Origin of the sequence: Corynebacterium striatum ATCC 6940 (assembly GCF_000159135.1) — a bacterium.
Lineage (GTDB): Bacteria > Actinomycetota > Actinomycetes > Mycobacteriales > Mycobacteriaceae > Corynebacterium > Corynebacterium striatum.
Window position 1 is genome coordinate 198280 of record NZ_GG667522.1, and the last position, 26282, is coordinate 224561.

Here is a 26282-nt window from a genome sequence, read left to right on the forward strand (position 1 = left end):
ACTCTCCCCTCCCTCCCTAACAGGCGGATGATTCCCAGGACGAGGCAGCTAGCGACCCAGCTTGTGCAACTTGATCGTAGCGGTCCAGATCTTGACGGTGGTGGTGGCCTTGACGGTCACTGACCCCTTGCGGACCGTGTGCACCTAGCATCGAATGGTTGCCATTCCCTCTCCTTTCGAGTCAATCAGCCCGAAGGGGAGAGATACTCCGCTACTACATCAGACGATGCATGGATTCTGACAGCTCTCAGGACTTGCAGGCGGGTCACCTCGCCGCAACGAGGCGCCCCTCTTTCATACCTAGCCCCATCTTGCGGAAACAGAATATCTAAGATAATATACTTCACACGATGGGTGATGAGCACTAGACGAGTAGAGAAGAATGAGTCACGTCAGATGGGCGCGGCGCTAGCGAACTGGACGAGGTGGACTTGGTGCGCATCCTCTTCGAGGATGACGAACTTCAACGAATGGCCGAGGATGCCTCCTACATCCCCAAACGATGGGGTTCGGACGTCATTAAGGCATATCGCAAGAAAATCCAGATCCTGAAGGGAGCCGTGGACGAACGTGACCTGCGGGCCATGCGGTCGTTACATCTGGAACAACTGAAAGGCGACCGAGCCGGGTCCTCTTCAATCCGCCTGAACAAGCAGTTTCGGCTCATCCTCAAATTCACAACCAACAGCGATGGCCGCGTGGTCATCGTTATTGAAATGGTGGATTACCACTGAGAGAAGGTGAACTCATGAATACTCCAATTGCGGCGGAGCTATTCCCAGCCGGAGAGATCCTCGCTGACGAGCTAGACGCACGCGGCTGGACCCAAGCCGACTTTGCCGAGGTGCTCGGACGTCCAGCACAGTTTGTCTCGGAGATTATTTCCGGAAAGAAGGAGATCACGCGCGAATCCGCAGCCCAGATCGGCGCCGCCCTGGGCACCTCCGCAGAATTCTGGCTTAACCTCCAGGACTCCTATCTGCTATGGAAGCAGTCCCAGGACGACCGGATACAGGACAACCTCAGCGCCGTGAAAACCCGCGCCCAATTACGAGAGCTGGCCCCCGTCCCCCTGCTCGTCAAGCGGGGATACATCACAGCCACCGACGTGCAGAGTCAGGCATACGAGGTGCTGAATTTATTTGGCAAAAGATCCTTTGAAGATCCCTCGGGAATAAGCTTCGCCGCCCGCCGCAGTAACCACGAGGAAAATGTCACCGTTCTGCAGGAAGCGTGGGCGGCTTGCGTCAGGGCAACTGCCAGCGCCCTCGACGCTGCCCCCTACTCCCGTAAGGCACTAGAAGACCTCGCCCGGACGCTGTCGAGTAGAGCGCGTGACCCGCAGGCGTTTGCTGAGTTCCAGACTCTGTTCGCCGAGGTGGGGGTGAGACTTGTTTATGTGGAGGCTTTTCCGGGAGGAAAACTCGACGGCTGCGCTATGATGGTCGACGGGCACCCCGTGATTGGCATATCAGGACGAGGGAATCGGCTCGATAAGATACTATTTACCATCCTGCATGAAACAGCCCATATATTATTGGGTCACCTTGTCGATAATGGCGAGGTCATCCTCGATGACCTATCAGATGACAGTGCCAATAATGAAGCCGAGGCAGACCAGCTGGCCAGCGAACTCGCAATCTCTAGCCCTTTACCGGCAGTTCCTGATCGTGTGCACTCATCTTGGATTAAAGAACAAGCCAGCAACCTAGGGGTTCATCCCATCACTCTGATTGGAAGGCTTCAAAAAAAGGGTGACCTGTCGTGGAAAACTACTCTCGTACGCAACGCTCCCACCGTCATCGCTCAGCTTGAAAGCTGGAAATCACCCATCCCATCTTAACTGGGAATATTAGCTTCGTTCATCATCAGCAAAATGAAGTGTCCTAGGTTTTGAACCTAGGCATGTGCCTTGTTTTCCCATCTACTCAAACGGAACAAAACCTGGGGCACTTCACTTCAGATTGTTTGCTCGCGGCCAATGTCAATGCCCTGGCGGCGCTCCCATCGCTTGGAACCGCCACGCTCCTGAAAATGCTCCCCTATCGACAAAACGCTCAGACTTGTTAGGAGCCGTCTGAGCATTCCCGAGCTAGCGGACAACCGCAAAGAGCATTCGGGTTACCCACCTTGACCTGCACTAATATGGGCTAAGATTGCGCATATGACTAACGCAGCAAACAACCAAGAATCAAAGATTATTCGCACCTACGGCGTCGATGTCACCCGCATCGGCCCCACCCATTACCGCGCCACCAATGAGGAAGGGGCAAGCCTGGACTTCGGTCGCGGCGAGGGGCTGTTGACCCCGGTCGAACTCCTTCTTGCCGCCGTGGCAGGCTGCTCCGCCGTGGACGTCGACGTGGTCACATCCCGGCGCGCCGAACCTGAGGCGTTTGACGTACACGTCGAGGGAACGCGCGTCGACGAGGGCGGTGCCGCACGGCTTAGCGACGTCGAGGTCGGCTTCACCCTTCGCTTCCCCGACACCCCCGAAGGCCGCCAAGCGCAGTCGATGGTGGACAACCTAATTCGCATCTCCCATGAAAAGGACTGCACGGTATCCCGCACGGTTGAGCACCCGACGAATGTTAGGTTTCTCAATCAGTCCTAATCAGGTCACGCCTTGATTCCACGCCAAATCCTTAAACCCCCTACCCGAACGGCTTCTCGTCGTTTCAGTCGCGGACGACCTCAAGCGGTATTGCTTAATCCTAGATCTCTAATCTGCTGTGCGCTGCGGATCTGCATGCATCCATGCACGAGACACGCCACATACTACGGTACATTTGTTAACTAAAGTGATAAAAGTTAATTAGCTTGCGTAATCTCGCGCTCAACTTCGCTCTCGCTTTCAAAGTTCATGTACAAGGAGTAAGTCACCGTGTCTGCAACCTTCAACCGCCGTTCCCTGTTTAAGGCAGGCGCTGTGGTCCTTACCGCGGGCGTCGTCAGTGCCCAAGCCCCCTCCGCGCTCGCGTTGGGCCCGGTTCTCGGCACCATCATCGACTTCGCCGTGGGTGTTCCTTCCCCACAGGCAATCAAGAACGCCGGCCACCTGGGCGCCATTCGTTACGTGTCCCAGCGCCGCCCTGGCACTGAGACCTGGATGACCGGCAAGCCTGTGACATTGAAGGAAACCAAGGCCAACGCCGCCCTTGGCTTGGCCACGGCCTCCATCTATCAGTTCGGCCGCGCAGAAACCGCCGACTGGAAGCAAGGCGCTGCGGGCGCTGCTGTGCACGCACCGCAGGCAATCGCCATCCACAAAGCTGCGGGCGGCCCAACCAACCGCCCGATCTACATCGCCATCGATGACAACCCCACCCGCGCGCAGTACGACCAGCAGATCAAGCCCTACCTGCAGGCTTTCTCCAAGCTGCTTTCCGCGGCGGGCTACCAGACCGGCGTTTACGGAAACTACAACACCATCGAGTGGTGCGTGCAGGACCGCATCGGCTCCTTCTACTGGATGCACGATTGGGGTTCAGGTGGAAAGATCCACCCACGCACCACCATCCACCAGCTGCCGGGCTCCGCGCAGCGCGTGGTAGATGGCGTGACCGTGGATATCAACCACGTCTACGCACGCGACTGGGGTCAGTGGACGCCCGGCCAGGCAGCGCCAGCACCGGCTGCGCCATCCAAGCCAGGAACTGCTACCCCGGCACCCGCGCCGTCGATTCCGGCAGGCTCCTCAGACGCACTAGGTGCGTTGAGCTCCCAGGTGGAGTCGATGGCCCCGGGCGTTACGATGCCGCGCGTTGACGCCAACGGCATCCGCATTGGAGGCTCGTCCGTATCCCAAGAACAGGTCAAGGGAGCCGTTGACCTGATTGCTACTTTGCAGAACGCGATGAAGTAGAAGTCTGCGAGGTTGACGACGTCGCTTTAGCCCGTGCCGATGGCGCGGGCTTTTTCTTATCAACCCCACTTTGCTTTGCAGAGGTTTCCTTCTTCGATTCGGAAGGCTCCTGCTTAGCGCTCGAGGACTTATCCGCTTTATCAGAGTCCTTCTTCGCGGTGGAGGTTACGGTGATCGTCGTCTTCGATGCCGTGGTCGTCTCCACTTCTTCCCCACTCAGGGACTTATGGAAACGGGTGGTGCCCTCGCGAAGGTTTTCCGCGGTGACCTCAGACTTCACAAACTTGGTGAGATCATCGGCGCTGCCGGTGACAGAGGCCGCCACCACGAAGTTCCTGCCGAAGGAAACTGAGGAGTGCAGAGTCTTATCATTCGACCAGCCCCACTTTGTTCCCACCACGTTCTGCAGCTTGGCGGTGCCGTAGTCTTGCCCGTAACCGTCCTCCGAGACGGGATCGGCGTGGGCCATCGCCACAAGAACAGGGTGTGTAGGGTCGTCTTCCAACAGCTGCACAACAAAGCGCACGACGTCATAGGTCGACGTCACCGAGGTACCCCACTTATCCCCGGCCTTGGTGTTCAAAAGGCCGTATTCCTTGGCAATGGCATCAATGGACTTCGGGTACTTGTTAAAGAGGTCTTCCGCGCTGGTATCGGAAGAGTTCGCAATCATGTCCAGGGCTTCGTACTTGTCATTGAAGGAGCCCTCTTCCAACACATAGGTAGCGATGTAGAGCTTGATGAGGCTGAGCGCAGGACGCGGCTCATGCTCGTTCTTGGTGGCCATCCGCATGCCGTCCCCCACGCGGTAGTAGCTCAGTTGCTGGTGGTCTTCGCCACCTAGGAATTGGCTCACCGAATCAGGCTGCCCATTCAGGTCCGCGTCACCCTTCTCGTGCTCGGTGGCACGTGCTGCAGCAGCGCTTGACGACGCCCCCTTCTCCTGCGCTGCGCGCTCATCTGCGGGTGTGCAGGCGACGAGCAGCGAGCCGGAGACTGAAAACGCGGCGAGGGCGGCCCCGAACCTCATCGGAGCCGCCTTCGTTTCTAGAAAAGAACTAAGCACGGTCTAGATAGTACTGCAGTCCCTTGTGTGCTTTAGTGGTCGACTGGTGCCTCAACACCAACGCCGGTCAGGGAGCGAACTTCCATCTCAGCGGAGAGCTCTTCGAAGTTGTCCGGCGGGGTCATCAGGGAGACAATCCAGCCAGCCAGGAAGGACAGCGGGATGGAGACGATGCCTGGCGAGGACAGCGGGAACAGTGCCCAATCTGCGTTCGGGAACATCGAGGTCTCGGTACCGGATACTGCCGGGGAGAAGAAGATGAGGAGCAAGCAGGAGATAACACCGGTGTACATGGAGGCCACAGCACCTGCGGTGTTGAAGCGGCGCCAGTACAGGGAGTACAGGATGGTCGGCAAGTTTGCAGACGCAGCCACTGCGAAGGCAAGGGAGACCAGGAAGGCGACGTTCTGAGTCATGGCGAGGATGCCCAGGATGATAGACACGATGCCGAGGACCACAACGGTGATCTGGGAGACGCGAACCTGCTCAGCCTCGGTGGACTCGCCGTTACGGATGACGGAGTGGTAGACGTCGTGTGCAATGGACGCGGAAGCGGTGATGGCAAGACCTGCAACGACGGCCAGAACGGTAGCGAAGGCCACTGCGGAGATGACTGCCATGAATACAGAGCCACCCAGCTCCAGCGCCAGCAGCGGTGCCGCGGCGTTTGCGCCGCCCGGTGCGGCGAGGATGCGGTCCGGACCAACCAGTGCAGCAGCGCCGTAGCCCAGGATGAGGGTCATCAGGTAGAAAGCACCGATGATGACGATGGCCCAGGTAACGGAACGACGAGCCTCAGTTGCGGTAGGCACGGTGTAGAAGCGCATCAGAACGTGTGGCAGGCCGCCAACACCGAGGACCAGAGCGATACCCAGGGAGATGAAGTCAAGCTTGGTGGTGAGGGACTTGCCATACTTCAGGCCTGGCTCCATGATCTGGGAGGCCTCGTAGCCCTTCTCCTTGATGTAGTCGGAGCCAGCGTGCATGTCGATAGCGTCAGAGAACAGGGTGCTGAAGCCGCCCTTGATGGCGAAGAAGGTCATGGCGCACATTGCCACGACGCCGGTAACCAACAGGACAGCCTTGATCATCTGGACGTAGGTGGTGCCCTTCATACCGCCAACGAGAACGTAGACGATCATGAGGATGCCGACGATGCCGACGACGACTGCCTGCCAGGTGAAGTCATGAATGTCCAGCAGAACGGAAACCAGGGAGCCTGCACCGGCCATCTGAGCGATGAGGTAGAACAAAGAAACAAACAGCGTGGAGATAGCCGCAGCCACGCGAACTGGGCGCTGCTTCAGGCGGAAGGACAAAACGTCCGCCATGGTGAAGCGGCCAACGTTACGCATTGGCTCGGCCACGAGCATCAGCGCGACCAGCCAGGCCACGAAGAAGCCTACGGAGTAGAGGAATCCGTCGTAACCGGTCAGCGCCACAGCGCCGACGATGCCGAGGAAGGAAGCCGCGGAGAGGTAGTCACCGGAGATTGCCAGGCCGTTCTGGCGTCCGGAGAAGGAACCACCGCCGGTGTAGAAGTCAGAGGCTTCCTTAGTGGACTTGCCTGCTCGCAGAACCACCCACATGGTGATAACGAGGAAGGCACCGAACACAGCGATGTTGAGTACCGGGTTGCCGGCAGCCGAGTCTGCAGTTTCTGCAGCGAGGTTGTAAGTCAGCATCTTTAGCCCTCCAATGCTTCACGGATAGCGGCCGAACGCGGCTCGATGTTCTTGTTTGCGTATTTAACGTAAATCCAGGTAATCGCGAAGGTGGTCACGAACTGGGCGATACCGAAGACGAGGCCTACGTTCCAGCCGCCGCCGAGCTCGGTGCCCATAAGGTCTGGGGCGAAGACTGCAGCGAGGACGTAGACGACGTACCACACGAAAAAGGCGATGGTCATCGGGAAGGTGAAGTTGCGGTAAGCTCCGCGCAACTCTTTAAACTGCGCACTGTCGCGCATCTCGATGAACTCCTGCGCCGTCGGCTCGCGACGGGTAGGAATCGAGGCAGGTGAGTTACTCATGGCGCTCTCCTTGTGGGTTGTCCTATTTCACAAAATGTCATTCACGAGCGTGACCCTGCCCTCGCGAAACCACCCAGGATTGAAGAGAATCCTTGAATGGACGCGGTGGCATTCATCACGTTTCGTCTGGAAAGTAAGTTACCCAACTCACATTGCAAGGTTGTAAACCTTGCCAAGAAAATTTGAATTCGCAAGACTTAGCCACCCCCTTTAAGCGCCCTTACCTGCAGAGTTAACAATTAGCAAAGTACCCCCAAAATCGAAAGAACTGCACATTGCAAATTTTGTGAATCAAGGTGTGGCAAAGATCGCAGTCCCATAAAAGCAAAAGTGGCAGCGCGAGGCGCTACCACCTCACACTGCCACTGCAGGTCTATCGTGCGCTTTAGCCAGGGAACTCGCGTGGGTCCTTGTACAAGCGTCCGCTACCGTCTCCCCCGGCCTCAAGGCCATCGAGGACAGCAATATCATCACGGCTAAGTTCGAGCTCCGCAGCAGCGAGGTTTTCAACCAAACGCTCGCGCTTACGCGACTTAGGGATAACGGAGATTCCCTTGGCCAGCAGGTAGGCAATGGCGACCTGACCTGCCGTTGCCTCATGCTTCGCGGCAACAGCCTTAACGTCAGGGTTGTTGATTACCTCTCCCCTAGCAAGCGGCGACCAAGCCTCGGTGACAATGTCATGTTCGTTGTGGAACTCACGCAGTTCCGGCTGCGTGAAGCCTGGGTGTAGCTCCACCTGGTTGAGGACTGGCACGATGCCAGTCCGGGCGATGAGTTCCTGCAGGGTCTCTTCGTAGAAGTTCGCAACACCAATGGATGCGATCTGCCCCATGCCCTGCAGACGAGCCATCTCTTCGAAGGTCTCTACATACAGCCCACCTTGCGGCCATGGCCAATGAATAAGGTAGAGGTCCAGGTAATCCAGCTGTAGCTTCTTGAGGGACTCGCTGAAGGCCGCATCGACTTTGTTGGCACCGTGACTATCGTGCCAGACCTTGGAGGTGATGAAGAGCTCGTCGCGCGTGACGTCGCCGGCCCGCATGGCGTCGTTAAGCGCCTGCCCCAGCTCAGCTTCGTTCTCATAGAGGGTCGCGGTGTCAAAGTGACGGTAGCCGAGGTCAATTGCCTCGCGTACGGCGTTGATGCACTCATCGCCGGTCATCTTGTAGGTTCCGAGACCCAGCTGCGGCATCTCGCGGTCATCATTAAAAGGGATAAATGGGACACTCATGTCTCCATTGTGCACGAGATTCCCCCACAATGGGCCAAGAAGGCTTAGGTGATTAGAAAACCCCGCAAGCTATCATCTTGCGATGATGACAGACGGGGTAAAAGAGAACTGTCTTAGGCGCGAATAAGGTCAATAACGAAGACCAAGGTGCGACCAGCGAGTGGGTGCGCACCGCCGGCTGGGCCATAAGCCTTCTCCGGCGGGATGATGAGCTTGCGGCGACCGCCGACCTTCATCCCGGGGATACCTTCCTGCCAGCCGGCGATGAGACCGGTCAGCGGGAACTCGATGGACTGGCCACGACCCCAGGAAGAGTCGAACTCCTGGTTATCCTCGTACGAGACGCCCACGTAGTGAACCTCTACGAAGCCACCCGGCTGTGCCTCTGCGCCATCGCCAACAACGATGTCCTCGATAACCAGCTCAGTCGGGGCCGGCTCAGTATGAGCCTCAATTACGGGCTTATCCATTGGGGAAAATCCTCCTTGGGAAACGTTTGTTTTATAGGTTCGACACCCAACCTTCTTCCCGCCTCACGGTGAGAATCGGGTTAGTCAGAACGATAAAAGCCGAACCACAGTGTTCCCAGTATACGGGTTCAACTGCAATTCGGCTTCATTTGTGCACCCTAGGACGATTTACGGGCCTCGTCGTCTAGCTCAAGCTAGACAGCGCAAGCTCTCAATCGCACTACTAGCGTGCAGAAAGTGGAGTGCTTATGCACGCTCCGCGCGCGGGGTAACCTTGCGCAGGGTCTCACCGGTGTAGATCTGACGCGGACGGTTGATCTTGGTGTTGAATTCCAGCTGCTCACGGTACTGCGCAATCCAGCCTGGGAGACGGCCGATTGCGAACAGTACGGTGAAGAAGTCGGTTGGGAAGCCCATCGCACGGTAGATAAGACCGGTGTAGAAGTCGACGTTCGGGTACAGCTTGCGGGACACGAAGTAATCGTCCTCGAGAGCGATCTTCTCGAGGTCCATTGCCAGATCCAGCATTGGGTCGCCACCGAGGTGCTCGAGAATCTCGTGTGCAGTCTCCTTGACGATGGCAGCACGTGGGTCGTAGTTCTTGTACACGCGGTGGCCGAAGCCCATCAGGCGAACGCCCTTTTCCTTGTTCTTCACGCGGTTCATGAAGTCAGTTGCGTCGCCACCGTTGTTCTTCTGGATATCATCCAGCATCTCCAGAACGGCCTGGTTTGCACCACCGTGCAGAGGGCCGGACAGAGCGTTGATGCCACCAGCAATGGCAACGAAGAGGTTTGCCTGAGCAGAACCAATCATGCGGACGGTGGAAGTGGAGCAGTTCTGCTCGTGGTCAGCGTGCAGGATGAGCAGCTTATCGAGGGCCTTGGAGACAACTGGGTCAACCTCGTACTCCTCAGTTGGGTAACCAAACATCATGCGCAGGAAGTTCTCGCGAGCGTTCAGCTTGTTATCCGGGTACATGTAAGGCTTACCCTGCGATGCACGGTATGCGTATGCAGCCAGCATTGGCACCTTAGCCAGGAGGCGAACGGTAGCCTTATCGAGCTGCTCCTCATCCAGCGGATCGAGCTGGTCCTGGTAGTAGGTGGAAAGAATGTTAACCGAGGAAGCCAGAACGGCCATCGGGTGCGCGTTACGCGGGAAGATGTTGAACTGTGCCTTAAAGTCCTCATCCAGCAAGGTGTGGTGACGGATCTCGTTATTAAACTCGGCCAGCTGCTCCTGGTTTGGCAGCTCACCCTTGATCAAGAGGTAAGAGACCTCGTTGAAGGTGGCGTTGTTTGCCAGGTCAGCGATGTCATAACCGCGGTGGCGAAGAATGCCCTCCTCACCATTGATGAAGGTGATCTTGGACTCGGTGGAACCGGTGGCTGCGTAGCCCGGGTCAAAGGTAACGAGACCCGTCTCATTGCGAAGCTTGCCAATATCAAAACCAGAGTCGCCTTCGGTGGACTGCTTAATGTCCATCTCGTACTCGCCACCTGGGTAGTGGAGAACAACCTTGTTGTCTTCAGAAGCCACTTGTTGATCCTTTCTCAACATTTAACGCCGGATTCATGCCGGCAAGATCCTTTAAATCTCTTCACACTTTATCAAAAGTTGTGACGCTGCCAACATCAGGTATTTTCAACTTCCACCAATAGGCCAATCGAAATTGGGCTACACTATCCCGCATGACCAACACAGAACTCGTCCTGCCTGCAGATCTACTCCCCTCCGACGGCCGTTTTGGATGCGGACCGTCCAAGGTTCGCCCCGCCCAAATTGAGGCAATTTCCAATGCCGCGGAGACCATTATCGGCACTTCTCACCGCCAGCCCGCCGTTAAAAATGTGGTCGGTTCCATCCGCGAAGGCTTGAGCAATTTCTACTCTTTGCCTGACGGTTACGAGATCATTTTATCCCTCGGTGGCGCCACTGCTTTTTGGGACGCAGCAACATTTGGTCTAATCGAGAAGAAGTCCGCCCACCTGACTTATGGCGAGTTCTCTTCAAAGTTTGCCAAGGCAAGTTCCAAAGCCCCATGGCTCGATGAGCCCATCATTAACGATTACCCGGCTGGCACCGCCCCAGATCCTCGTGAGGCCAACTCTGAAGGCGCCGACGTTTTCGCTTGGGCTCACAACGAAACTTCTACCGGCGCCATGGTCAACGTCGTGCGCCCTAATCCGGACAACGCCGATCAGCTAGTCGTCATCGACGCCACCTCCGGAGCAGGCGGCCTGCCAGTGAACATGGCCGATGCTGACGTCTACTACTTCTCCCCGCAGAAATGCTTCGCTTCGGACGGCGGCATCTGGCTCGCTGCAGTCTCCCCTGCCGCACTGGAGCGTATCGAGAAGATCAACGCCTCTGATCGTTTCATCCCGGCCTTCCTCAACCTGCAGACCGCCGTGGATAACTCCCGCAAGAACCAGACCTACAACACCCCGGCAGTCTCTACCTTGCTGATGCTGGAAAACCAGGTTCAGTGGATGAACGAGCAGGGCGGCTTGGACGCGATGGTTGCACGCACCACGCAGTCCTCGAACATCCTCTACAGCTGGGCCGAAAGCCGCAGCGAAGCAACCCCATTCGTTGCTGATCCTGCAGGTCGCTCGCTGGTAGTTGGCACCATCGACTTCGATGATTCGGTCGACGCAGCAGCCGTGGCAAAGACGCTGCGCGCAAATGGAATCTTGGACGTTGAACCGTACCGCAAGTTGGGCCGCAACCAGCTGCGCATCGGAATGTTCCCGGCGATTGACCCGGCGGACGTCGCCAAGCTCACTCAGGCCATCGACTACGTGCTGGACAACCGCTAAATACAGCCTGTACTAGAGCCAACATACCCCGCGTTCCTCCCCGAGCGCGGGGCATTTCTGGGTTAAAGTGGATTCCATCACACGTACTCTTTGGGGTACGCCTGACTGCCTTAATAACAATGCATTGGCCATTGATGTCCGTCCCACAAACCGCTAAGGCTTATGCTTCGGCTTCAATCTAATAACTGTTATGAGGTATCGATCGAATCCGTCGACAAGCAAAAGGAGCGCCCTCAATGCGCGAGCTCTTCCTCGCAAAAAGCGACTCAACCACTACTTCTTTGGTCATGCAGACTGAGGAAGGCGAAGAGTTCTTCCTCGCAGTAACGGATGACCTCCGCGAGATTCTGCACGCTCCACAGCCCGAAGAAGATTCCTGGGGCAGCATTTCCAGCCTTCCTTCCTCCTCTTCCGTAGCCGCAGAATCACATCCCGACGACACCGCGGGTACCGCTGAGACCGAGTCCGCGAAGTCTGCCGATGCAGACTCCACTGCAGGAAGCGCAGCTGGTTCCTCCGATTCCCAGCCTGCTGTTGACACGAGTCGCCCGTCACTTTCCGCGGCTTCGTCGCACACTTCTGGCGGCTCCTTTCGCGACCACAACGAGTCGCGTCCGCACGCAATTAGCCTGCGCCCCGCAGAGATTCAGACCCGTATCCGCGCTGGTGCCTCCGCAGCCGAGATCGCTGAGGAAATCGGTGCTCCGGAATCCCGCATCGAGCCTTTTGCACACCCTGTCCTATTGGAGCGCGCACGCATCGCCGAGATTGCCAAGCAGGCTCACCCAGTCCGCGAAAATGGCCCAGCCAAGCTCACTTTGTGGGAGATTCTGGCCACCGCCTTCGCAGCCCGGGGCCACTCACTGTCTGAAGCTACTTGGGATGCCTACCGCCACCAGGGCGAACCCTGGGTAGTTCGCATCACCTGGAAAGCTGGCCTGTCTGAGAACGAGGCAGAGTGGACCTTCAAGCAGACTATGTCTTCCCCTGCCACAGTTGAGGCACGCAACTCTGTCGCCGCAGATCTCACCGACCCGGACTTCGTACAGCCGGTTCGCTCCCTGACGTCCGTAGGACGCGGCGAGCGCTACGACAAGGCGATCGACGGCGACACCCCAATCGGAGTCACCAACATCACCAACATCACCGACTTCACCGCGCCGACCGTAGTCTCCACCGCATCTACACCTGACCTAGATTCAGCAGCCGACGCAGACGAAGACACAGCTTCCGAGATCACGCGCGACGACATCCCGGCAGTACCGGATAGCAACAAGCACGCTGGCACCACCGCTGGTTCCGATGCCGATACCAACGCTTCCCATAGCACCGCAAAGTCCGACGATGCCGATGCCGCTGACGAGGATTTCCTACAGAACCCATCAGCCGAGCCCAAGCCAAAGAGCCGTCGCCGCCGCGCTGTGACGCCGCGTTGGGAGGACGTCCTGCTGGGAGTGCGTTCCAACACCAAGCGCCCGCGCGAGTAAGCCGCACGGGAATCGAGTGCTTAAACCTCATCGTTAGAAGTTAAGCGAGTAGTTTGTCGTGAACCATAAACCTGTTCTCACTCTCTGGTACGTCACCGCGGAAGACCCTGCCGCAATCTTGCGCACCGAACCCAAAGCTGACCGCGGCTTTGGGCGAAAGTTCTTGGCACAGCTCAACCCCAAGCTGCCCGTGACCCCCATCGGCCAGTTCCCGCTAAACCGCTCTGCCCAAGCTGGCGATAGCGAGTATTACATCGGCGGATACCCTGGCGTGACTGTGGTGCAGACCGTAATCGAAGAGGACCAGCTGGTGCTCTCCCAGCTTCCGGACAGCCTCCTCAACGCGGTACCTGCCCTGGAAATCTATGCCTTCGCTACTCAAGAAGGCACCGGCTACGCCGGCTTCGCCCACTGGACTGCCGGCAGCCTTAAGCGCTGCCTGTGCGGCACTCGCTTCAACGTCATGGAAGATACGGGCCTACCCGAGCCTTTCGAGGCGCCGTACTGGGCTGGCGAGAAATACGAGCCCGTGGGCGGCATCTCCTTGCCATTTGAGCCACGCGGCATCATGGAGGCAGCGCAATCTTATTGGCTCGGCATCGACGTCAACACCGATGGCCCTGACCTGGACGTGGTGGGCTATGCCACCGACGGGCGCCCAGAGCCCAAAGTAGCCAAGCCGCAACACAAGCGCAGCCTTGGCGACCTAGCATCGGCTTCCGTGTCGAAGCTTGGGTTCAATGACTACGACGATTACGAAGACCACGACCTCGAGCCGGAATCCACCGGCGAGGAGATCCTCAAGACTGCCAAGCGTTTGGGTCGTCTCGTGAGCGACTACGTCCGTCAGACCTCGAAGTCGATTCGAGACCGCTGGCGTTCGTAGAACGCAATGGCCGCAGAGGTGGCCACATTCAAAGAATCGGTTCCAGGGGCCATCGGTATGCGGGCACGCACATCGGTGGCCTTCATTGCATGTTCGGTAAGGCCCGGGCCCTCCGCACCGACCAGGAGAGCCACCTTCTCAGCGCCGTGCAGCGCCTGCGCCAGGTGCACCGCCTCCGGGTGAGGGGTCAGCGAAACAAGGCGAAAATTGGCGTCTCGAAGCACCTGCAAGGATCGCTGCCACGTGGTGTAACCGCCATCCAGGTGAGCGAAGGGGAGACGCAGAACATGCCCCATGGACACGCGCACGGAACGGCGGTATAGCGGGTCCGCAGCGCCCGATCCTAAGAGCACGGCGTCGACGTCCATTCCCGCCGCGTTGCGGAAAATGGCACCGATATTCTCGTGGTCTCCCACCCCTTCGAGCACCACCACTGTCTTCGCAGTGCGCAGGATTTCCTCCAGAGTCGGCTCCGCCGCGCGGTCAGCTGCCGCTACCAAGCCACGGTGCATGTCAAAGCCCGCCACCTGCGCGAGCGTCTCCCTAGTCACCTCGTACATAGGGCAGCCTGGATCGCCGTACTCCTCGACGTAAGCGTCGAGCTTGGAACCAAACCCTACGATGCAGCGCAGAGGGAAACGAGACTCCGCGAGACGGGAGACCACGAGGTGACCCTCGGCAATGACTAGACCCTCGCCTGACTTGTCCGACTTATTTAAGTCGCGGACGTCGTCAAGACGAGGGTCTAAAGGGTCAGAAATTACTTCACGCATGCACGCTAGCTTAGCGCGTTAGTAATTGGAGTCATTCCGAAGTAGACAACAAAGAGCGCGGCAATCAGCCACATAATCCAGTGCACCTGCTTTGCCTTACCGGCAAAAGCGGACATCAAAGCGAAGGCGATGAAGCCTACACCGATGCCGTTAGCGATGGAGTAGGTAAACGGCATGACCACGATGGTCAGGAATGCCGGGATGGCGACCTCCATCTTGGTCCACTCGATGTCTTTGAGCTGGCTGGCCATCATCACACCGACGATAACCAGAACCGGGGCGGCAGCCTCGATTGGGACGATCTCGTAGAGCGGGGTCAGGAACATGGCAAGCAAGAAGATGACGCCCGTGGTGATGTTGGCAAGACCGGTCTTGGCACCATCGCCGATGCCCGCCGCGGAGTCGGCAAAGACTGTGTTCGAGGAAACCGAACCCAAACCACCGGCAACTGCACCGGCACCCTCCACGACCAGCGCGGTGCGCATGTCCGGAAGATTATCGTTCTCATCGACCAAACCAGCCTGCTTGCCCAGACCGTTCATGGTGCCCATGGCGTCGAAGAAGTTGGTCAGCAACAGGGTAAAGATAAGCAGCACAGTCGCCACAACGCCCAGCTTGGTAAAGGCACCCACCAGGCTGACTTCTCCAACAATGGATAGGTCTGGTGTGCCGCCCAAGGAGCCGGGCATCTCAGGCGTTGCCATGCCCCAATCCTCAGAACCAAAAATAGCCTGCAGAATCATGGCGATGATGGTGGTGATCACGATGCCCAAGAACAGTCCTCCGCGGACCTTGCGGATAACCATGAAGGCACAGATGATAAGACCTACTACGAAGACAAAAGCAGGCCAGGTAGCAATCGAGCCGTTAATGCCCAAGCCCACCGGAACGGTGGTGTGCGCTGCGTCAGGAACACGGGTGACAAAGCCACCGTCCACAAAGCCGATGATGGCGATGAACATGCCGATACCCACGCCCATGGCAGCCTTCATCGAAGCCGGGATGGCATCGAAGACAGCCTGGCGGAAGCCGGAGATGGCCAGCAAGACGATGATGATACCCTCGATGACCACGAGGCCCATGGCTTCTTTCCACTCCAGGCCCTTGGTAGAGACCATGGTGACGGCCACGAAGGTGTTCATGCCCAAGCCCGCAGCCATGGCGAACGGGTAGCGAGCGATGGCACCAAAAGCGATGGTCATGATACCCGCGATCAGCGCGGTAGCTGCGGCCACTTGTGGGACGCCGAGCGTGTGTCCGGCGGAGTCCGGTGCGGTGCCCAGAATCAGCGGGTTGAGGAGGATGATGTAGGCCATCGCGAAGAAGGAGACCACGCCAGCGCGGATCTCAGTCCCCACGGTGGAACCGCGTTCAGAGATTTTGAAATATCGATCGAGAGCTGCGTTCATCGCTTAAGAGAGCCCCTTTACCTAGTGCCAGGAGGATTAAATTTTACTGGCCTAGTCTTACCTTTAGAGCTAAAGAAAGCAAACCATGAATGCGCTAGTAAATAGGTCTTTCGTCATCGAAAGCAATTTCCGTGATGGATCCCTCTTCCCGAACTTTCGTTTCTGAGTGCGCACCACATCCATAGGTGGCGTGCACCACACGACCATCGGCAGAGTATTCATTGGCACACACGCCAAAATTCGGCATCAATTCGAGATAAAACGCGCACGTTTTACACTGCAGCGGAGCCTGCGAAGCCATATCCGTATTAGGGCCAAAGGCTCCGGTGCGCCACCTATTCTTAGCGCGCTCCAGACCCGTAGCGGAGAGCTTTCCATCAGCTAGGCGGTCGTCGTCAAGCGCGGGCGGCATGAGGTCACCCGGCCCTAGGTCACCTGGCCGCACACGGTCGGTGTAAGGAACCCATTCCGGCGCCTGCAGCGCCTGTTGTCCAGGCACCAGCGCAACCTCATTGACCGTGACAAATCGAGATCCCTCTGCACACGCCACGACGGCCTGCCACTCCCACCCTGGGTAGCCGGGCATGTCAGCCTCGAAGCGGTGGGTAGCAACGTTGCGACCGACTCCGGCGACGCCACGGTGCTTTCCGACGCCGCCCTCGCCTACCTCGTCCACGGCTGCGCGGGCGATGCGTACTGCCATATCGGTGAGAAGAGGGTTCGTTGGCTGTTTTTGCTTAGACACGCACTACATTATCCACGACATCAGGCACAATAACGTGCATGGGTTCTTTCATTACGTCTTTTTCATCCCGCATTACGGCCCTCGCAGCAGCGCTCGGCACCGTGGGGGCTCTGGTCGCTTGCTCAAACGATGCACCCGCAAACCCCGATGAAGCAACCAGCGCCTCCCCTGCCTCCAGTGAAAAAGGTGAGGAGGCTGGTGAGGCCGTAGAGCACCTCAAGGTCTCCGTGAAAGAACACACCAAGATGATCCCGCACACGTTTACCCAAGGACTCGAAGTCGACCCAGACGGCAACCTCTTGGTGGGCACTGGACTATACGGCCAGTCCCGATTGATGCGTGTGAAACCCGGCGCGGAAGAAGCCACACAAGAGGTTTCGCTGTCCACCGAATACTTTGGTGAAGGCATCGCGCAGACTTCCGATGCCATCTGGCAATTGACCTGGAAGGCTGGTCAGGCGGTCAAGCGCGACCCGGTGACTCTCGAGGAGGTCGGCCGCGCGACCTACGAAGGTGAGGGCTGGGGACTGTGCGCTTTGGGCGCAGACAAGACGCAGCTCATCATGTCCGATGGCTCCTCGCAGCTGCGCCACCTCGATCCGCAGACCTTCGAGGAAGTAGCACCACGCACCGACGTGACCCTGGAAGGCCAGCCGGTGGAGAAGATCAACGAGCTGGAATGTGTGGACGGCAATGTCTACGCCAACGTCTGGATGAGCGAGGATATTCTGCGCATCGACCCACAGTCTGGCGCGGTTACGGCAGTGATTGATGCCTCCGGGCTCAACGAGAATGGCCCCACATCCATCAATGATGTGCTCAACGGAATCGCCCATATACCTGGGACGAATGAGTACTGGATCACCGGCAAGCGGTGGGTTGATCTGTATCGCGTGACGTTCGAGTAGGATTTTTTGCCATGGCAACCCGTAAGGAAGCAAGGAAGAAGTCACTGCTGCAGCTGTTGGCGCTCATCATCGCGGTGGCAGTAATTGTGGTGTCCGTAGTTCTGTTCCAGAACTGGTGGAACAGCCGCCCCGGCCCGGATCCCAAGGACGTGAAGATTAAGGCCAGCGTGGGCGATCAATCCCTCGAGGTGGCGCCGTACATGGTCTGCGAGATTGGCACGGACTGCCCGGAGGGCGAGACCCCTAACCTCACCGTCGGTGAAAACGACACCCTTCACCTGGAGATCCCCGAAGCGGTCTCAGCAAACGAGTGGCGCATTCTGACAATTTATGATGATCCTGCCGCGAACGATGAGACCATCCACGGCGCTAATGAGACGAGCTCTGTCGACGTCATGGGTTCCGTCGACCCAATTGCCGCTTCCAAGGGCAAACGCCCACGCCTGATGGTCGTTGAAATCTCTGCACTGATGCTGGGCACCGACGCCAAGGGCGAAGAAGCACCGTTTAGCACGGTGTGGTCCCTGTCCACGATGTCCGAGGAAGACCTCGCGGAAGCCACCAAGACCGCTGCTCCTGCAAGCGAATCCACCGCTCCTACAAGCAAGCCCACTGCTGCCAAAAAGTAGCGCCACATAACGCCCCAGCGCACAAAAAAGTGCGGGCCCTTCCTACCCTCAACTATCTCGTCGAGGGGTTTAAGGGAGGGCCCGCACTCTTTGTTGCTGACGTCCTTAGTGTTCCTTATACGCTTAGCTATCGAGGTCCTTGGCAATAGCACGCAGGATCTCTGCGACCTGGCGGCCGGTCTTGCGCTCCGGGTAACGGCCCTGAGCCAGCACTGGCTGGACCTGGGTCTCCAGGAGAGTCATAACATCAGAAAGCATGCTGGATAGTTCTTCTGGCTTGCGGGAAGGAGTACGGCGACGCGGGGAATCCAGAACCTTGACGCGCAAGGCTTGTGGGCCGCGACGGCCGGCTGCGAAGTCGAACTCGATGCGCTGGCCCTGGACCAGTTCATCGACGCCTTCGGGCAGTACGTTACGACCGACGTAGACGTCCTCATCGCCGGGGTTGCTCACAAAGCCGAAGCCCTTGTCAGCATCAAACCACTTAACTTTGCCGATTGGCACGTGCCCTACTCGCTTTCTTTCTCGGGGGCAATAAAGAGATTTATATTAACCCTTTCGACACAACTTTTGAAGTTGCTGCCACATAAACAACACACGTTACATGGGTGATCTAATTCACATTTTCGTCGCGACCTGCGAAAATAGAGCGAGATTTCTGTACCTGCCCGCCATTCCGGGCTGATTACGTGACTATTTCGTTATAAACCGTTACTGTTTGACGCAGGCACTTGGTCGCCAGCGAGGAAGTCTCGCCCCACACACAGTCCGGGCTTACTCGCGGCGGCCGATATTTGTGCACAACGCTTTCAAAAACATTTTATTTGCCGGACTGGGCACAACGTGGGCGCGAGAAATCTAGAGAAGAGGAATACTTTCATGGGACGCCACTCCGCTAAGAACAACTCGTTCGCTACCAAGTTCGCAGCTTCCACCGTCGCTTTCGGTGCAGCTGCCGCCATCATGGCACCGACCGCATCCGCAGCGCCGGATTCTGACTGGGACCGCCTCGCAGGTTGCGAGTCCGGCGGTAACTGGGCAATCAACACCGGCAACGGCTACTACGGCGGCCTGCAGTTCTCCGGCCAGACCTGGTCCGCATTCGGTGGCGGCCAGTACGCACCGACCGCAAACCAGGCAACCCGCGAGCAGCAGATCGCAATTGCAGAGAAGGTCCTCGCATCCCAGGGTTGGGGCGCATGGCCAGCTTGCTCCGCTTCCCTCGGCCTGAACTCCGCTGCTACCCCGCGTAACCTAGACGCAGCTCCTGCTGCTCCGGCAGCCGCACCGGCTGCAGTAAAGCAGGCTGCCGCACAGCCATCCGACGAGCTCGCTGTTGATGCTCTCTACGCATTTGTTGAGGACACCGCCGCTAAGTACGGACTGTCCATCCCGGTTGAGTTCGCTAACCAGTACAAGGCAAACCGCCACGACTTCAACGCGTTCTACTCCGCAAACCGCAACTTTATTGACCCGATTGCCCAGCTGGTCGGCAACCTATAAGAAGTAACACGAAGCGCCAACACACCGCGTTTCATACAAAGACTCCCTGCCAGTCCTCGTCATTCGAGGTGGCAGGGAGTCTTTTGCGTTTTAGCCTTGTTAGGCACGCGGCTAGTGCTTTGTTTAGCGGTTGATGCGGGTGTATGGGTGCACGTAGTTGAGCTTCTCCGCCGGCATCGGCAGGACAAGATCGTCACCGTATGGGCTGGATGCACCAGCGAACGGCGCGTAGATTTCAGTGATTGCGTGCTCGCGATTTTCGTTCTTCGGCCAAGCCGGGGACACGAAGCCATTCTTCTGATTCGACATAGCCCTTATTATTCCAAACCCCGGCGCAAAAAGTAACTCAATTACCCACTAAACTTGTGTGCCACCATGACCCCTCCTCAGCAGCATCCATCAGCAGCGCTCAATTTCCGCACCTGGCTGGCAGATCTTGACCAAACACAGCTCGCCACGTTGCTCGCCCACCGCAGCGATGTTCTACATCCACTACCCCCGACTATTGCCCCGTTGGCCACGCGTTTGACTCTGCGCACCTCCCTCGCGCTCGCGTTATCGCACTGCGACGCTGCGCTGCTGGCAGCCGCTGAGGACATCGCCGAGCGCGGCGGTGAGCTCGAGGAAGTCGCTGTCACCAAGCCCGCAGCTACGTCCCAGCTGCTCGAGCGGGGTCTTGCCTTCACAACCAGTGCAGACGCCACCAATCCAGATACTGTGGGCCTTGCACCAGGTCTCATGCAGGCCCTTCCCACTGAATGGTCCCTGCTGCACCAAAGCACCACTGCACCCGAGGAAATTGCTGCGCTTCCTGAGGACGAGGCACGCATCCTCCAAACGCTTGTCACTTCCGGCGGAGTGGGCACTACTCGCGACGCCGCTCCTGACGCCGACCCCGCGCGGCCCATCCCGCGCCTGCTCGCCAAAGGAATCCTCACGCGTGTGGACTCCCGTACGGTGCGTCTTCCCCGCGCCGCACGCCGTGCCCTCGAGGGCCGCACCCCCGAACTCATTCCGCTGGAACCCAGCGGCCGAGCCGGCACGCCAAATCCGAATTCTAAGACTAACGACGCCGGTACCGCAGCAGGACTCCAAGTTGTTCGCGAACTAGAGCAGCTTATCGATGCCCTCGGCGCGCACCCCATCGAACTCCTCAAGGACAAAACCGTCGGTGTGCGTCCCCAAGCACACCTGGCCAAGGAGTTGTCCATCACCGAGACCGAGTTACGCCGCTTGGTCTGCCTCGGCTTTGCGGCGCGACTGCTGAGCCGCGGTGAGCCCAAAGGTTTGGAAGGAAACTTCCTCGCGCCAACCCAAGGCGCCCAAGAGTGGCTGGATGCCACGCTTGCGGACAAGTGGAGCGTGCTTATCGACGCCTGGCAGCACTCCACCTGGCAGCCCTGGGAGGAAGGCCGACTGCTCGATCCCGAGTCCTCAAAAGACCGCCTCCCCCGCCATCGCGCAACCGTCATGGATATCTACGCGCACTCCGCCACGCCTCTAAGCAAAGAGGAATTCTGGGAGGATCTGCGTTTCCGCTTCCCGTTGTTTGCCACCCACACCAAGTCCGTCACCATCGACGCCTTGGTCGACGAAGCCGAATGGCTCGGCCTCATCGCGCTCGGGCAAGCCACCCAAGCGCTGTTAGACCCAGCAGCCACCCATTCGCTCACGCCTGACACCGTGGATTACTTCATCATCCAAGGCGACCTCACGGTCTTGGTCCCCGGACCGCTCGAGGCCACCTCTCATCACCGGCTAAGTGAGCTAGCGGACCTCGAATCACCGGGGCTGGCCAGCCTGTACCGCATCACGGAGTCAACTCTTCGTCGCGGCCTCGACGTCGGCATGACGGCGGAGGACATCACTGCCTTCTTCGCCGCCCACTCGGAGGTGCCACAAGCCCTCGAGTTCCTCATCAATGATGTCTCCCGCCGACACGGCACGCTGCGCTCCGGCCCCGCACTGGCGTATCTACGCAGCGAGGATCCTGCTTTGCTAGAGATGGCAGTGCGCGTCGTCCCCGAGCTGCGCCTAATCGCTCCCACGGTCGCCATCTCTCAGCTGCGCGTAGGACCTTTGCTAGAAAAGCTACGCGAGCATGGCATGGCGCCTGCCGCCGAGGACGAGAACGGGGCGTCGCTCAGCGTGGCCCTCGAGCCCTACGCCCTGCCCACGCCTGCAGCTCGCAAAGCCGCGAAGCCAAGCGCCGATCCTGTTTCCGTCGCCGCGGCGCTTCTCGCAAGTGGTGAGACAGCACCCGCAGCCGCGGATGAGACCAGCCTGGACATCCTGCATGCCGCGGCCCGTAGCGGCCGCCGGGTCACCATCGTCTATGCGGATAAGAACGGCAACCCAAAGAACAGAACAGTCAAACCTTTGTCCGTGGCAGGCGGCCAGGTGGACGCGGCAGGTTCCGATGGTTCAATGATTCGTTTCCCGCTACACCGCATCACCTCAGTGCACCTTGTCTAAGTTCCCTTCCAAAGTCAGCAAAATATTTTCGAGTCTTAAGTCAAAAAGTAAGGATCCCGTATGCCAGGCCCACTCATCGTGCAGTCAGATAAGACCGTGCTTCTCGAGGTCGATCACGCGGACGCCGCGGCCGCTCGCATCGCGCTCGCTCCCTTCGCGGAGCTCGAGCGCGCGCCTGAGCACGTGCACACCTACCGCATCACTCCCCTGGCTCTCTGGAACGCCCGCGCGGCCGGCCACGATGCCGAGCAGGTTGTCGACGTCCTCGAGCGTTACTCCCGGTTCCCGGTGCCGCAGGCGCTGCTTATCGACGTCGCGGAGACCATGTCGCGCTACGGCCGCGTGCGTCTCCACGCCCACCCGGCCCACGGCCTCATCCTAGAATCCGAAGAGATCCCCATCCTCGAGGAGCTCTCCCGCCACAAGAAAGTCAGCGCACTACTCGGCGTCCGCATCGACGATCACACTTTTGCCGTACCGCCCTCCGAGCGCGGACGCCTGAAACAAGAACTGCTCAAGGCCAATTGGCCGGTCGAAGATCTCGCGGGCTACGTCGATGGCGAGTCGCACCCGGTCTCCCTCGTGGAGGAAGGCTGGGCGTTGCGCGACTACCAGTCCTACGCCGCAGATTCTTTCTGGTCCGGCGGTTCCGGCGTCGTCGTCCTCCCCTGTGGCGCAGGCAAGACCATCGTGGGCGCGGCCGCCATGGCCAAGACCCAGGCCACCACGCTCATCCTCGTGACCAACACCGTGGCCGGCCGCCAGTGGCGTGACGAGCTGTTGCGGCGAACCTCGCTCACCGAGTCCGAGATCGGCGAGTACTCCGGCGAGAAGAAAGAGATCAAGCCGATTACTATCGCCACCTACCAGGTGGTCACCCGCAAGACCAAGGGCGAATACCGCGCCTTGGAGCTCTTCGACTCCCGCGACTGGGGGCTCATCATCTACGACGAAGTCCACCTGCTGCCTGCCCCGGTGTTCCGTATGACCTCGGACCTCCAGTCCCGCCGTCGCCTCGGGCTCACGGCCACGCTTATCCGCGAGGACGGCATGGAAGGAGACGTCTTCTCGCTCATCGGGCCCAAGCGTTACGACGCCCCTTGGAAGGAGCTGGAGGCAGCCGGCTACATCGCCACCGCAGACTGCATTGAGGTCCGCGTAGACATGGACCCCGAAGAGCGGATGCTCTACGCCACGGCGCAGCCGCGCGACCGCTACAGAATCGCGGCGTCGTCAAGCACAAAGCACCGGGCGGTAGACAAGATCCTGGCCCAGCACGCGGGCCAGCAAGCCCTCATCATCGGTGGCTACGTGGATCAGCTCGAGGAGCTGGGCAAGCATCTCGACGCCCCTGTGATTGATGGCAAGACCTCGAACGCCAAGCGCGAGAAGCTCTTCCAGCAATTCCGCGAAGGCGCGCTGCAGATCCTCGTGGTATCCAAGGTGGCTAACTTCTCCATCGATCTGCCAGAGGCCGCCCTTGCCATTCAGGTCTCGGGTACCTTTGGCTCCCGACAGGAAGAGGCCCAGCGCCTCGGACGCCTACTACGCCCCAAGGCTGACGGCAAGGAAGCAACGTTCTATACCCTCGTGACCCGCGATTCCATCGATGCGGAATATGCGCTGCACCGTCAACGATTTTTGGCGGAGCAAGGTTACGCATATCGCCTCGTTGACGAAGTAGACTTGTGATTCTTATGAAGATTTTTAGATTCGAGGTCGATGAGACCTACGCCAAGAAGAACAACGAACTCCTCCGCGATTCTTCGCGCCTGCGCAACTCGGGCCTCATCATGGGCCTGCTGCTCATCGTCGGCGCCGTAGCGGTCTACCTCGGTGTCGCGGCCGCCTGGGGCTTTACCGTGGCTTTGGGCCTTGCGCTGTTTGGAATCCTCGTCGCTGTCGTGGGCGTTGCTGCCGCTAGCAAGGTAGGAAGCGCCCAAAAGCTTTATGATTCCTATCCTTTAGCACCGGCTGTGGTGGCTGAGGTTAACGAGCGCGACATGGTGCTCATGGCCCTGGTGAACACCAACGTCGATCCAAAGCTGCCGCCGCGCTGGGGGGCATGCCTGCGCACCGTGACATCGGTGCCGGGTGTCAAGCGCACGGTAGGCACCAAGATTCCAGTCGCCGCCGTCTCTGGTCAGCGCACCAGCAGCGACAAGGACCACTGGCAGCAGATCACCCCAATGCCTATTGCGTGGGGTACCCCTGATGCTGAGGTAGTCACCATGGCACGCAAGTCCATCCCGGAAGACCAGTGGCAACGCCTTGACCGCGCTCGCAAGCGCCTCAACGACGTAAAGGCCACCCGTTACGACCTCTTGGTGCTGTAATGACTGTTCAACGTCTTCAACAGTTCGGCGAGACTATCTTCGCCACCATGACGCAGCTCGCCGTGGACAATGATGCCGTCAACTTGGGTCAAGGCTTCCCTGACTCCGACGGGCCGGCACGCATGCTGGAGATCGCGCAAGAACAGATCGCCTCGGGCAACAATCAGTACGCACCGTTGCGGGGATGCCCTGAGCTTATCGACGCCTTGGCACACCACTACTACGTTGCACGCGACGCCATCGTGGTCACCGCGGGCGCAACGGAGGCCATCACCGCGACCGTGCTGGGACTCGTTGAGCCAGGCCAAGAGGTCATTGTGCTGGAGCCTTACTACGACGCATATGCCGCCGCCATTGCGCTTGCCGACGCCACCCGTGTCCCCGTCCCGCTCAAGCCTTCCGGAGGAAGTTGGGACCTCGACGTCGATGCTGTGCGCGCCGCTGTGACGGATAAGACCGCGATGGTGATCGTCAATTCTCCGCATAACCCCACCGGTTCAGTATTTAGCCGCGCAGCACTAGAAGGCCTGCGCGATATCTGCGTGGAGCATGACCTGCTCGTGCTTTCCGACGAGGTCTACGAGGACCTCACCTTCGATGATGCCGAGCACGTTGAGGTACTACGTATTCCCGGTATGGAGACCCGTACCGTGAAGGTTGGTTCTGCTGCCAAATCCTATAATGCGACTGGGTGGAAGACCGGCTGGGCCATTGCCCACCCAGACCTCCTCGATGGCGTCATCAAGGCAAAGCAGTTCATGACCTTTGTATCCACCACTCCGTTCCAGCCGGCCGTGGCTCACGCATTGGTGGAAGAGCGCGAGTGGTTGAGCAATATGGTCGACGAGCTCTCCGAATGCCGCGGCATTCTTGCGCAAGGTTTAAAGGATGCGGGCTTTAAGCTCCACGCCACCCGCGGCACCTACTACTTGGTAGCTGATATCTCTCACACGGGGATGGACGGGATCGAGTTCTGCAAACAACTCCCGGTAACCAAGGGCATTGCGGCTATTCCGCTCGCGGCTTTCACGGACAACCCTGAGCCGTGGCGCTACAAGGTACGCTTCGCGTTCTGCAAGCGCCCCGAAGTCATTCGTGAGGCAGTTAAGCGCCTGAACGCTTAATCTTCTCCAAGGCCTTGCCCTTCGCCAGCTCGTCAATCAACTTGTCGAGCTGGCGAATCTTTTGCATCAAAGGGTTTTCAACTTCTTGCACCTTAACACCGCACAAGCTGCCGGTAATCAAGAAACGGTCGGGGTTAAGCGCCGGTGCTTCATCAAAGAACTCACGCACGCTTCGCTCTCCCGCCGAGATAATACCCTCTGCATCGTAGCCAGTAAGCCACGAAATAAGCTCATCTACTTCTTCCCTAGTGCGGGACTTCCGCTCCGCCTTAGCGATGTAGGCATTATGAATCTCTTTCCACTCCATGCGGAAGATGCGTGGTTCCTTGGGTTGAGTCATAGGAACTACCGTACAGGCAAACAAACAGAGAACAGGCAAGAAGCGGTTCCAACCACATCGCCTCCATGAATCACACCACCTACATGAACTACACGAACTACAGAGGCAGCACTGCCAAACGCTATAGGGGAAAACGAAGAGTAGCGCCTGTGCTGTTCCGTTGTTTCGGATAGCA

General features: G+C 58.6%; 26 protein-coding genes. 14 read left to right on the forward strand and 12 right to left on the reverse strand.

Annotated features, from left to right (window positions below; genetic code table 11):
• Nucleotides 1-434: 434 nt before the first annotated feature.
• The 4 genes from HMPREF0308_RS07420 (at nucleotide 435) to HMPREF0308_RS07435 (ending at nucleotide 3865) form a co-directional block, all read left to right on the forward strand.
• A complete protein-coding gene (locus HMPREF0308_RS07420) occupies nucleotides 435-734 on the forward strand; it encodes a type II toxin-antitoxin system RelE/ParE family toxin (protein WP_236251930.1) in 300 nt (99 codons plus the stop codon).
• Between the two features lie 14 nt (nucleotides 735-748).
• Nucleotides 749-1843, forward strand: coding sequence for a HigA family addiction module antitoxin (locus tag HMPREF0308_RS07425; protein ID WP_005530258.1), 1095 nt, complete (start codon nucleotides 749-751; stop codon nucleotides 1841-1843).
• A gap of 321 nt (nucleotides 1844-2164) precedes the next feature.
• Nucleotides 2165-2614, forward strand: coding sequence for an OsmC family protein (locus tag HMPREF0308_RS07430; protein ID WP_005530259.1), 450 nt, complete (start codon nucleotides 2165-2167; stop codon nucleotides 2612-2614).
• Nucleotides 2615-2884: 270 nt separating this feature from the next.
• Entirely contained in the window at nucleotides 2885-3865 is a 981-nt protein-coding gene (locus tag HMPREF0308_RS07435; RefSeq protein WP_034657208.1) for a DUF1906 domain-containing protein, read from the forward strand.
• On the opposite strand, the gene HMPREF0308_RS07440 is transcribed toward HMPREF0308_RS07435, so the two are convergent.
• From HMPREF0308_RS07440 to HMPREF0308_RS07465, 6 genes are all read right to left on the reverse strand, one after another.
• Entirely contained in the window at nucleotides 3840-4895 is a 1056-nt protein-coding gene (locus HMPREF0308_RS07440) for a hypothetical protein (RefSeq protein ID WP_005530261.1), read from the reverse strand. The two genes, HMPREF0308_RS07435 and HMPREF0308_RS07440, sit on opposite strands and share 26 nt — an antisense overlap.
• A 68-nt stretch (nucleotides 4896-4963) precedes the next feature.
• Nucleotides 4964-6616 carry a solute symporter family protein gene (locus tag HMPREF0308_RS07445; RefSeq protein WP_005530262.1) on the reverse strand — a complete coding sequence of 551 codons (1653 nt, stop codon included), beginning with the start codon at nucleotides 6614-6616 and terminating at the stop codon, nucleotides 4964-4966.
• Between the two features lie 2 nt (nucleotides 6617-6618).
• Nucleotides 6619-6963, reverse strand: coding sequence for a DUF485 domain-containing protein (locus HMPREF0308_RS07450; protein ID WP_005530263.1), 345 nt, complete (start codon nucleotides 6961-6963; stop codon nucleotides 6619-6621).
• A gap of 385 nt (nucleotides 6964-7348) precedes the next feature.
• A complete protein-coding gene (locus HMPREF0308_RS07455; protein ID WP_005530264.1) occupies nucleotides 7349-8197 on the reverse strand; it encodes an aldo/keto reductase in 849 nt (282 codons plus the stop codon).
• Nucleotides 8198-8310: 113 nt separating this feature from the next.
• Nucleotides 8311-8667, reverse strand: a complete 357-nt coding sequence (locus tag HMPREF0308_RS07460) for an FKBP-type peptidyl-prolyl cis-trans isomerase (protein ID WP_005530265.1) — start codon at nucleotides 8665-8667, stop codon at nucleotides 8311-8313.
• A 246-nt stretch (nucleotides 8668-8913) separates the two neighbouring features.
• Nucleotides 8914-10209 carry a citrate synthase gene (locus HMPREF0308_RS07465; RefSeq protein ID WP_080548627.1) on the reverse strand — a complete coding sequence of 432 codons (1296 nt, stop codon included), beginning with the start codon at nucleotides 10207-10209 and terminating at the stop codon, nucleotides 8914-8916.
• A gap of 152 nt (nucleotides 10210-10361) precedes the next feature.
• On the opposite strand from HMPREF0308_RS07465, the gene serC reads away from it, so the two are divergent.
• From serC to HMPREF0308_RS07480, 3 genes are all read left to right on the forward strand, one after another.
• On the forward strand, nucleotides 10362-11492 hold the full coding sequence (gene serC / locus HMPREF0308_RS07470) for a phosphoserine transaminase (protein WP_005530267.1): 1131 nt from the start codon (nucleotides 10362-10364) through the stop codon (nucleotides 11490-11492).
• A 236-nt stretch (nucleotides 11493-11728) separates the two neighbouring features.
• On the forward strand, nucleotides 11729-12979 hold the full coding sequence (gene sepH / locus HMPREF0308_RS07475) for a septation protein SepH (RefSeq protein ID WP_005530268.1): 1251 nt from the start codon (nucleotides 11729-11731) through the stop codon (nucleotides 12977-12979).
• 58 nt (nucleotides 12980-13037) lie between these two features.
• Nucleotides 13038-13865: a DUF6928 family protein gene (locus HMPREF0308_RS07480; protein WP_005530269.1), complete on the forward strand. Its 828-nt coding sequence runs from the start codon at nucleotides 13038-13040 to the stop codon at nucleotides 13863-13865.
• On the opposite strand, the gene HMPREF0308_RS07485 is transcribed toward HMPREF0308_RS07480, so the two are convergent.
• From HMPREF0308_RS07485 to HMPREF0308_RS07495, 3 genes are all read right to left on the reverse strand, one after another.
• Entirely contained in the window at nucleotides 13826-14638 is an 813-nt protein-coding gene (locus tag HMPREF0308_RS07485) for a TrmH family RNA methyltransferase (RefSeq protein WP_005530271.1), read from the reverse strand. The genes HMPREF0308_RS07480 and HMPREF0308_RS07485 overlap by 40 nt on opposite strands.
• A gap of 5 nt (nucleotides 14639-14643) precedes the next feature.
• Nucleotides 14644-16047 carry an NCS2 family permease gene (locus HMPREF0308_RS07490; protein ID WP_005530273.1) on the reverse strand — a complete coding sequence of 468 codons (1404 nt, stop codon included), beginning with the start codon at nucleotides 16045-16047 and terminating at the stop codon, nucleotides 14644-14646.
• Between the two features lie 94 nt (nucleotides 16048-16141).
• Nucleotides 16142-16750, reverse strand: coding sequence for a DUF3027 domain-containing protein (locus tag HMPREF0308_RS07495; protein ID WP_049063626.1), 609 nt, complete (start codon nucleotides 16748-16750; stop codon nucleotides 16142-16144).
• Nucleotides 16751-16830: 80 nt separating this feature from the next.
• On the opposite strand from HMPREF0308_RS07495, the gene HMPREF0308_RS07500 reads away from it, so the two are divergent.
• Nucleotides 16831-17700 (forward strand): glutaminyl-peptide cyclotransferase, encoded by an 870-nt coding sequence (locus tag HMPREF0308_RS07500; RefSeq protein ID WP_005530277.1) that lies wholly within the window; start codon nucleotides 16831-16833, stop codon nucleotides 17698-17700.
• Between the two features lie 11 nt (nucleotides 17701-17711).
• A complete protein-coding gene (locus HMPREF0308_RS07505; protein WP_005530279.1) occupies nucleotides 17712-18329 on the forward strand; it encodes a DUF2771 domain-containing protein in 618 nt (205 codons plus the stop codon).
• 123 nt (nucleotides 18330-18452) lie between these two features.
• Here the strand turns inward: HMPREF0308_RS07505 and HMPREF0308_RS07510 are convergent, their stop codons facing one another.
• Nucleotides 18453-18833 (reverse strand): cold-shock protein, encoded by a 381-nt coding sequence (locus HMPREF0308_RS07510; protein ID WP_005530281.1) that lies wholly within the window; start codon nucleotides 18831-18833, stop codon nucleotides 18453-18455.
• 375 nt (nucleotides 18834-19208) lie between these two features.
• Between HMPREF0308_RS07510 and HMPREF0308_RS07515 the strand changes: the two genes are divergently transcribed.
• The gene (locus HMPREF0308_RS07515; RefSeq protein WP_005530283.1) at nucleotides 19209-19832 is read left to right on the forward strand and encodes a resuscitation-promoting factor Rpf1 domain-containing protein; all 624 of its coding nucleotides are present in this window, start codon (nucleotides 19209-19211) and stop codon (nucleotides 19830-19832) included.
• A 123-nt stretch (nucleotides 19833-19955) separates the two neighbouring features.
• Here the strand turns inward: HMPREF0308_RS07515 and HMPREF0308_RS07520 are convergent, their stop codons facing one another.
• Entirely contained in the window at nucleotides 19956-20141 is a 186-nt protein-coding gene (locus HMPREF0308_RS07520) for a hypothetical protein (protein ID WP_005530285.1), read from the reverse strand.
• 66 nt (nucleotides 20142-20207) lie between these two features.
• On the opposite strand from HMPREF0308_RS07520, the gene HMPREF0308_RS07525 reads away from it, so the two are divergent.
• The 4 genes from HMPREF0308_RS07525 to HMPREF0308_RS07540 are packed head-to-tail and all read left to right on the forward strand — an operon-like array spanning nucleotide 20208 to nucleotide 25767.
• Nucleotides 20208-22307, forward strand: a complete 2100-nt coding sequence (locus HMPREF0308_RS07525) for a helicase-associated domain-containing protein (protein ID WP_005530287.1) — start codon at nucleotides 20208-20210, stop codon at nucleotides 22305-22307.
• A 60-nt stretch (nucleotides 22308-22367) separates the two neighbouring features.
• The gene (locus tag HMPREF0308_RS07530) at nucleotides 22368-23999 is read left to right on the forward strand and encodes a DNA repair helicase XPB (RefSeq protein WP_005530289.1); all 1632 of its coding nucleotides are present in this window, start codon (nucleotides 22368-22370) and stop codon (nucleotides 23997-23999) included.
• 5 nt (nucleotides 24000-24004) lie between these two features.
• Nucleotides 24005-24643, forward strand: coding sequence for a DUF3239 domain-containing protein (locus tag HMPREF0308_RS07535; protein ID WP_005530291.1), 639 nt, complete (start codon nucleotides 24005-24007; stop codon nucleotides 24641-24643).
• Entirely contained in the window at nucleotides 24643-25767 is a 1125-nt protein-coding gene (locus HMPREF0308_RS07540) for an aminotransferase class I/II-fold pyridoxal phosphate-dependent enzyme (protein ID WP_005530293.1), read from the forward strand. The genes HMPREF0308_RS07535 and HMPREF0308_RS07540 overlap by 1 nt, the downstream gene beginning before the upstream one ends.
• Here the strand turns inward: HMPREF0308_RS07540 and HMPREF0308_RS07545 are convergent.
• Nucleotides 25748-26107: a DUF2200 domain-containing protein gene (locus tag HMPREF0308_RS07545; RefSeq protein WP_005530295.1), complete on the reverse strand. Its 360-nt coding sequence runs from the start codon at nucleotides 26105-26107 to the stop codon at nucleotides 25748-25750. The two genes, HMPREF0308_RS07540 and HMPREF0308_RS07545, sit on opposite strands and share 20 nt — an antisense overlap.
• Nucleotides 26108-26282: the final 175 nt, after the last annotated feature.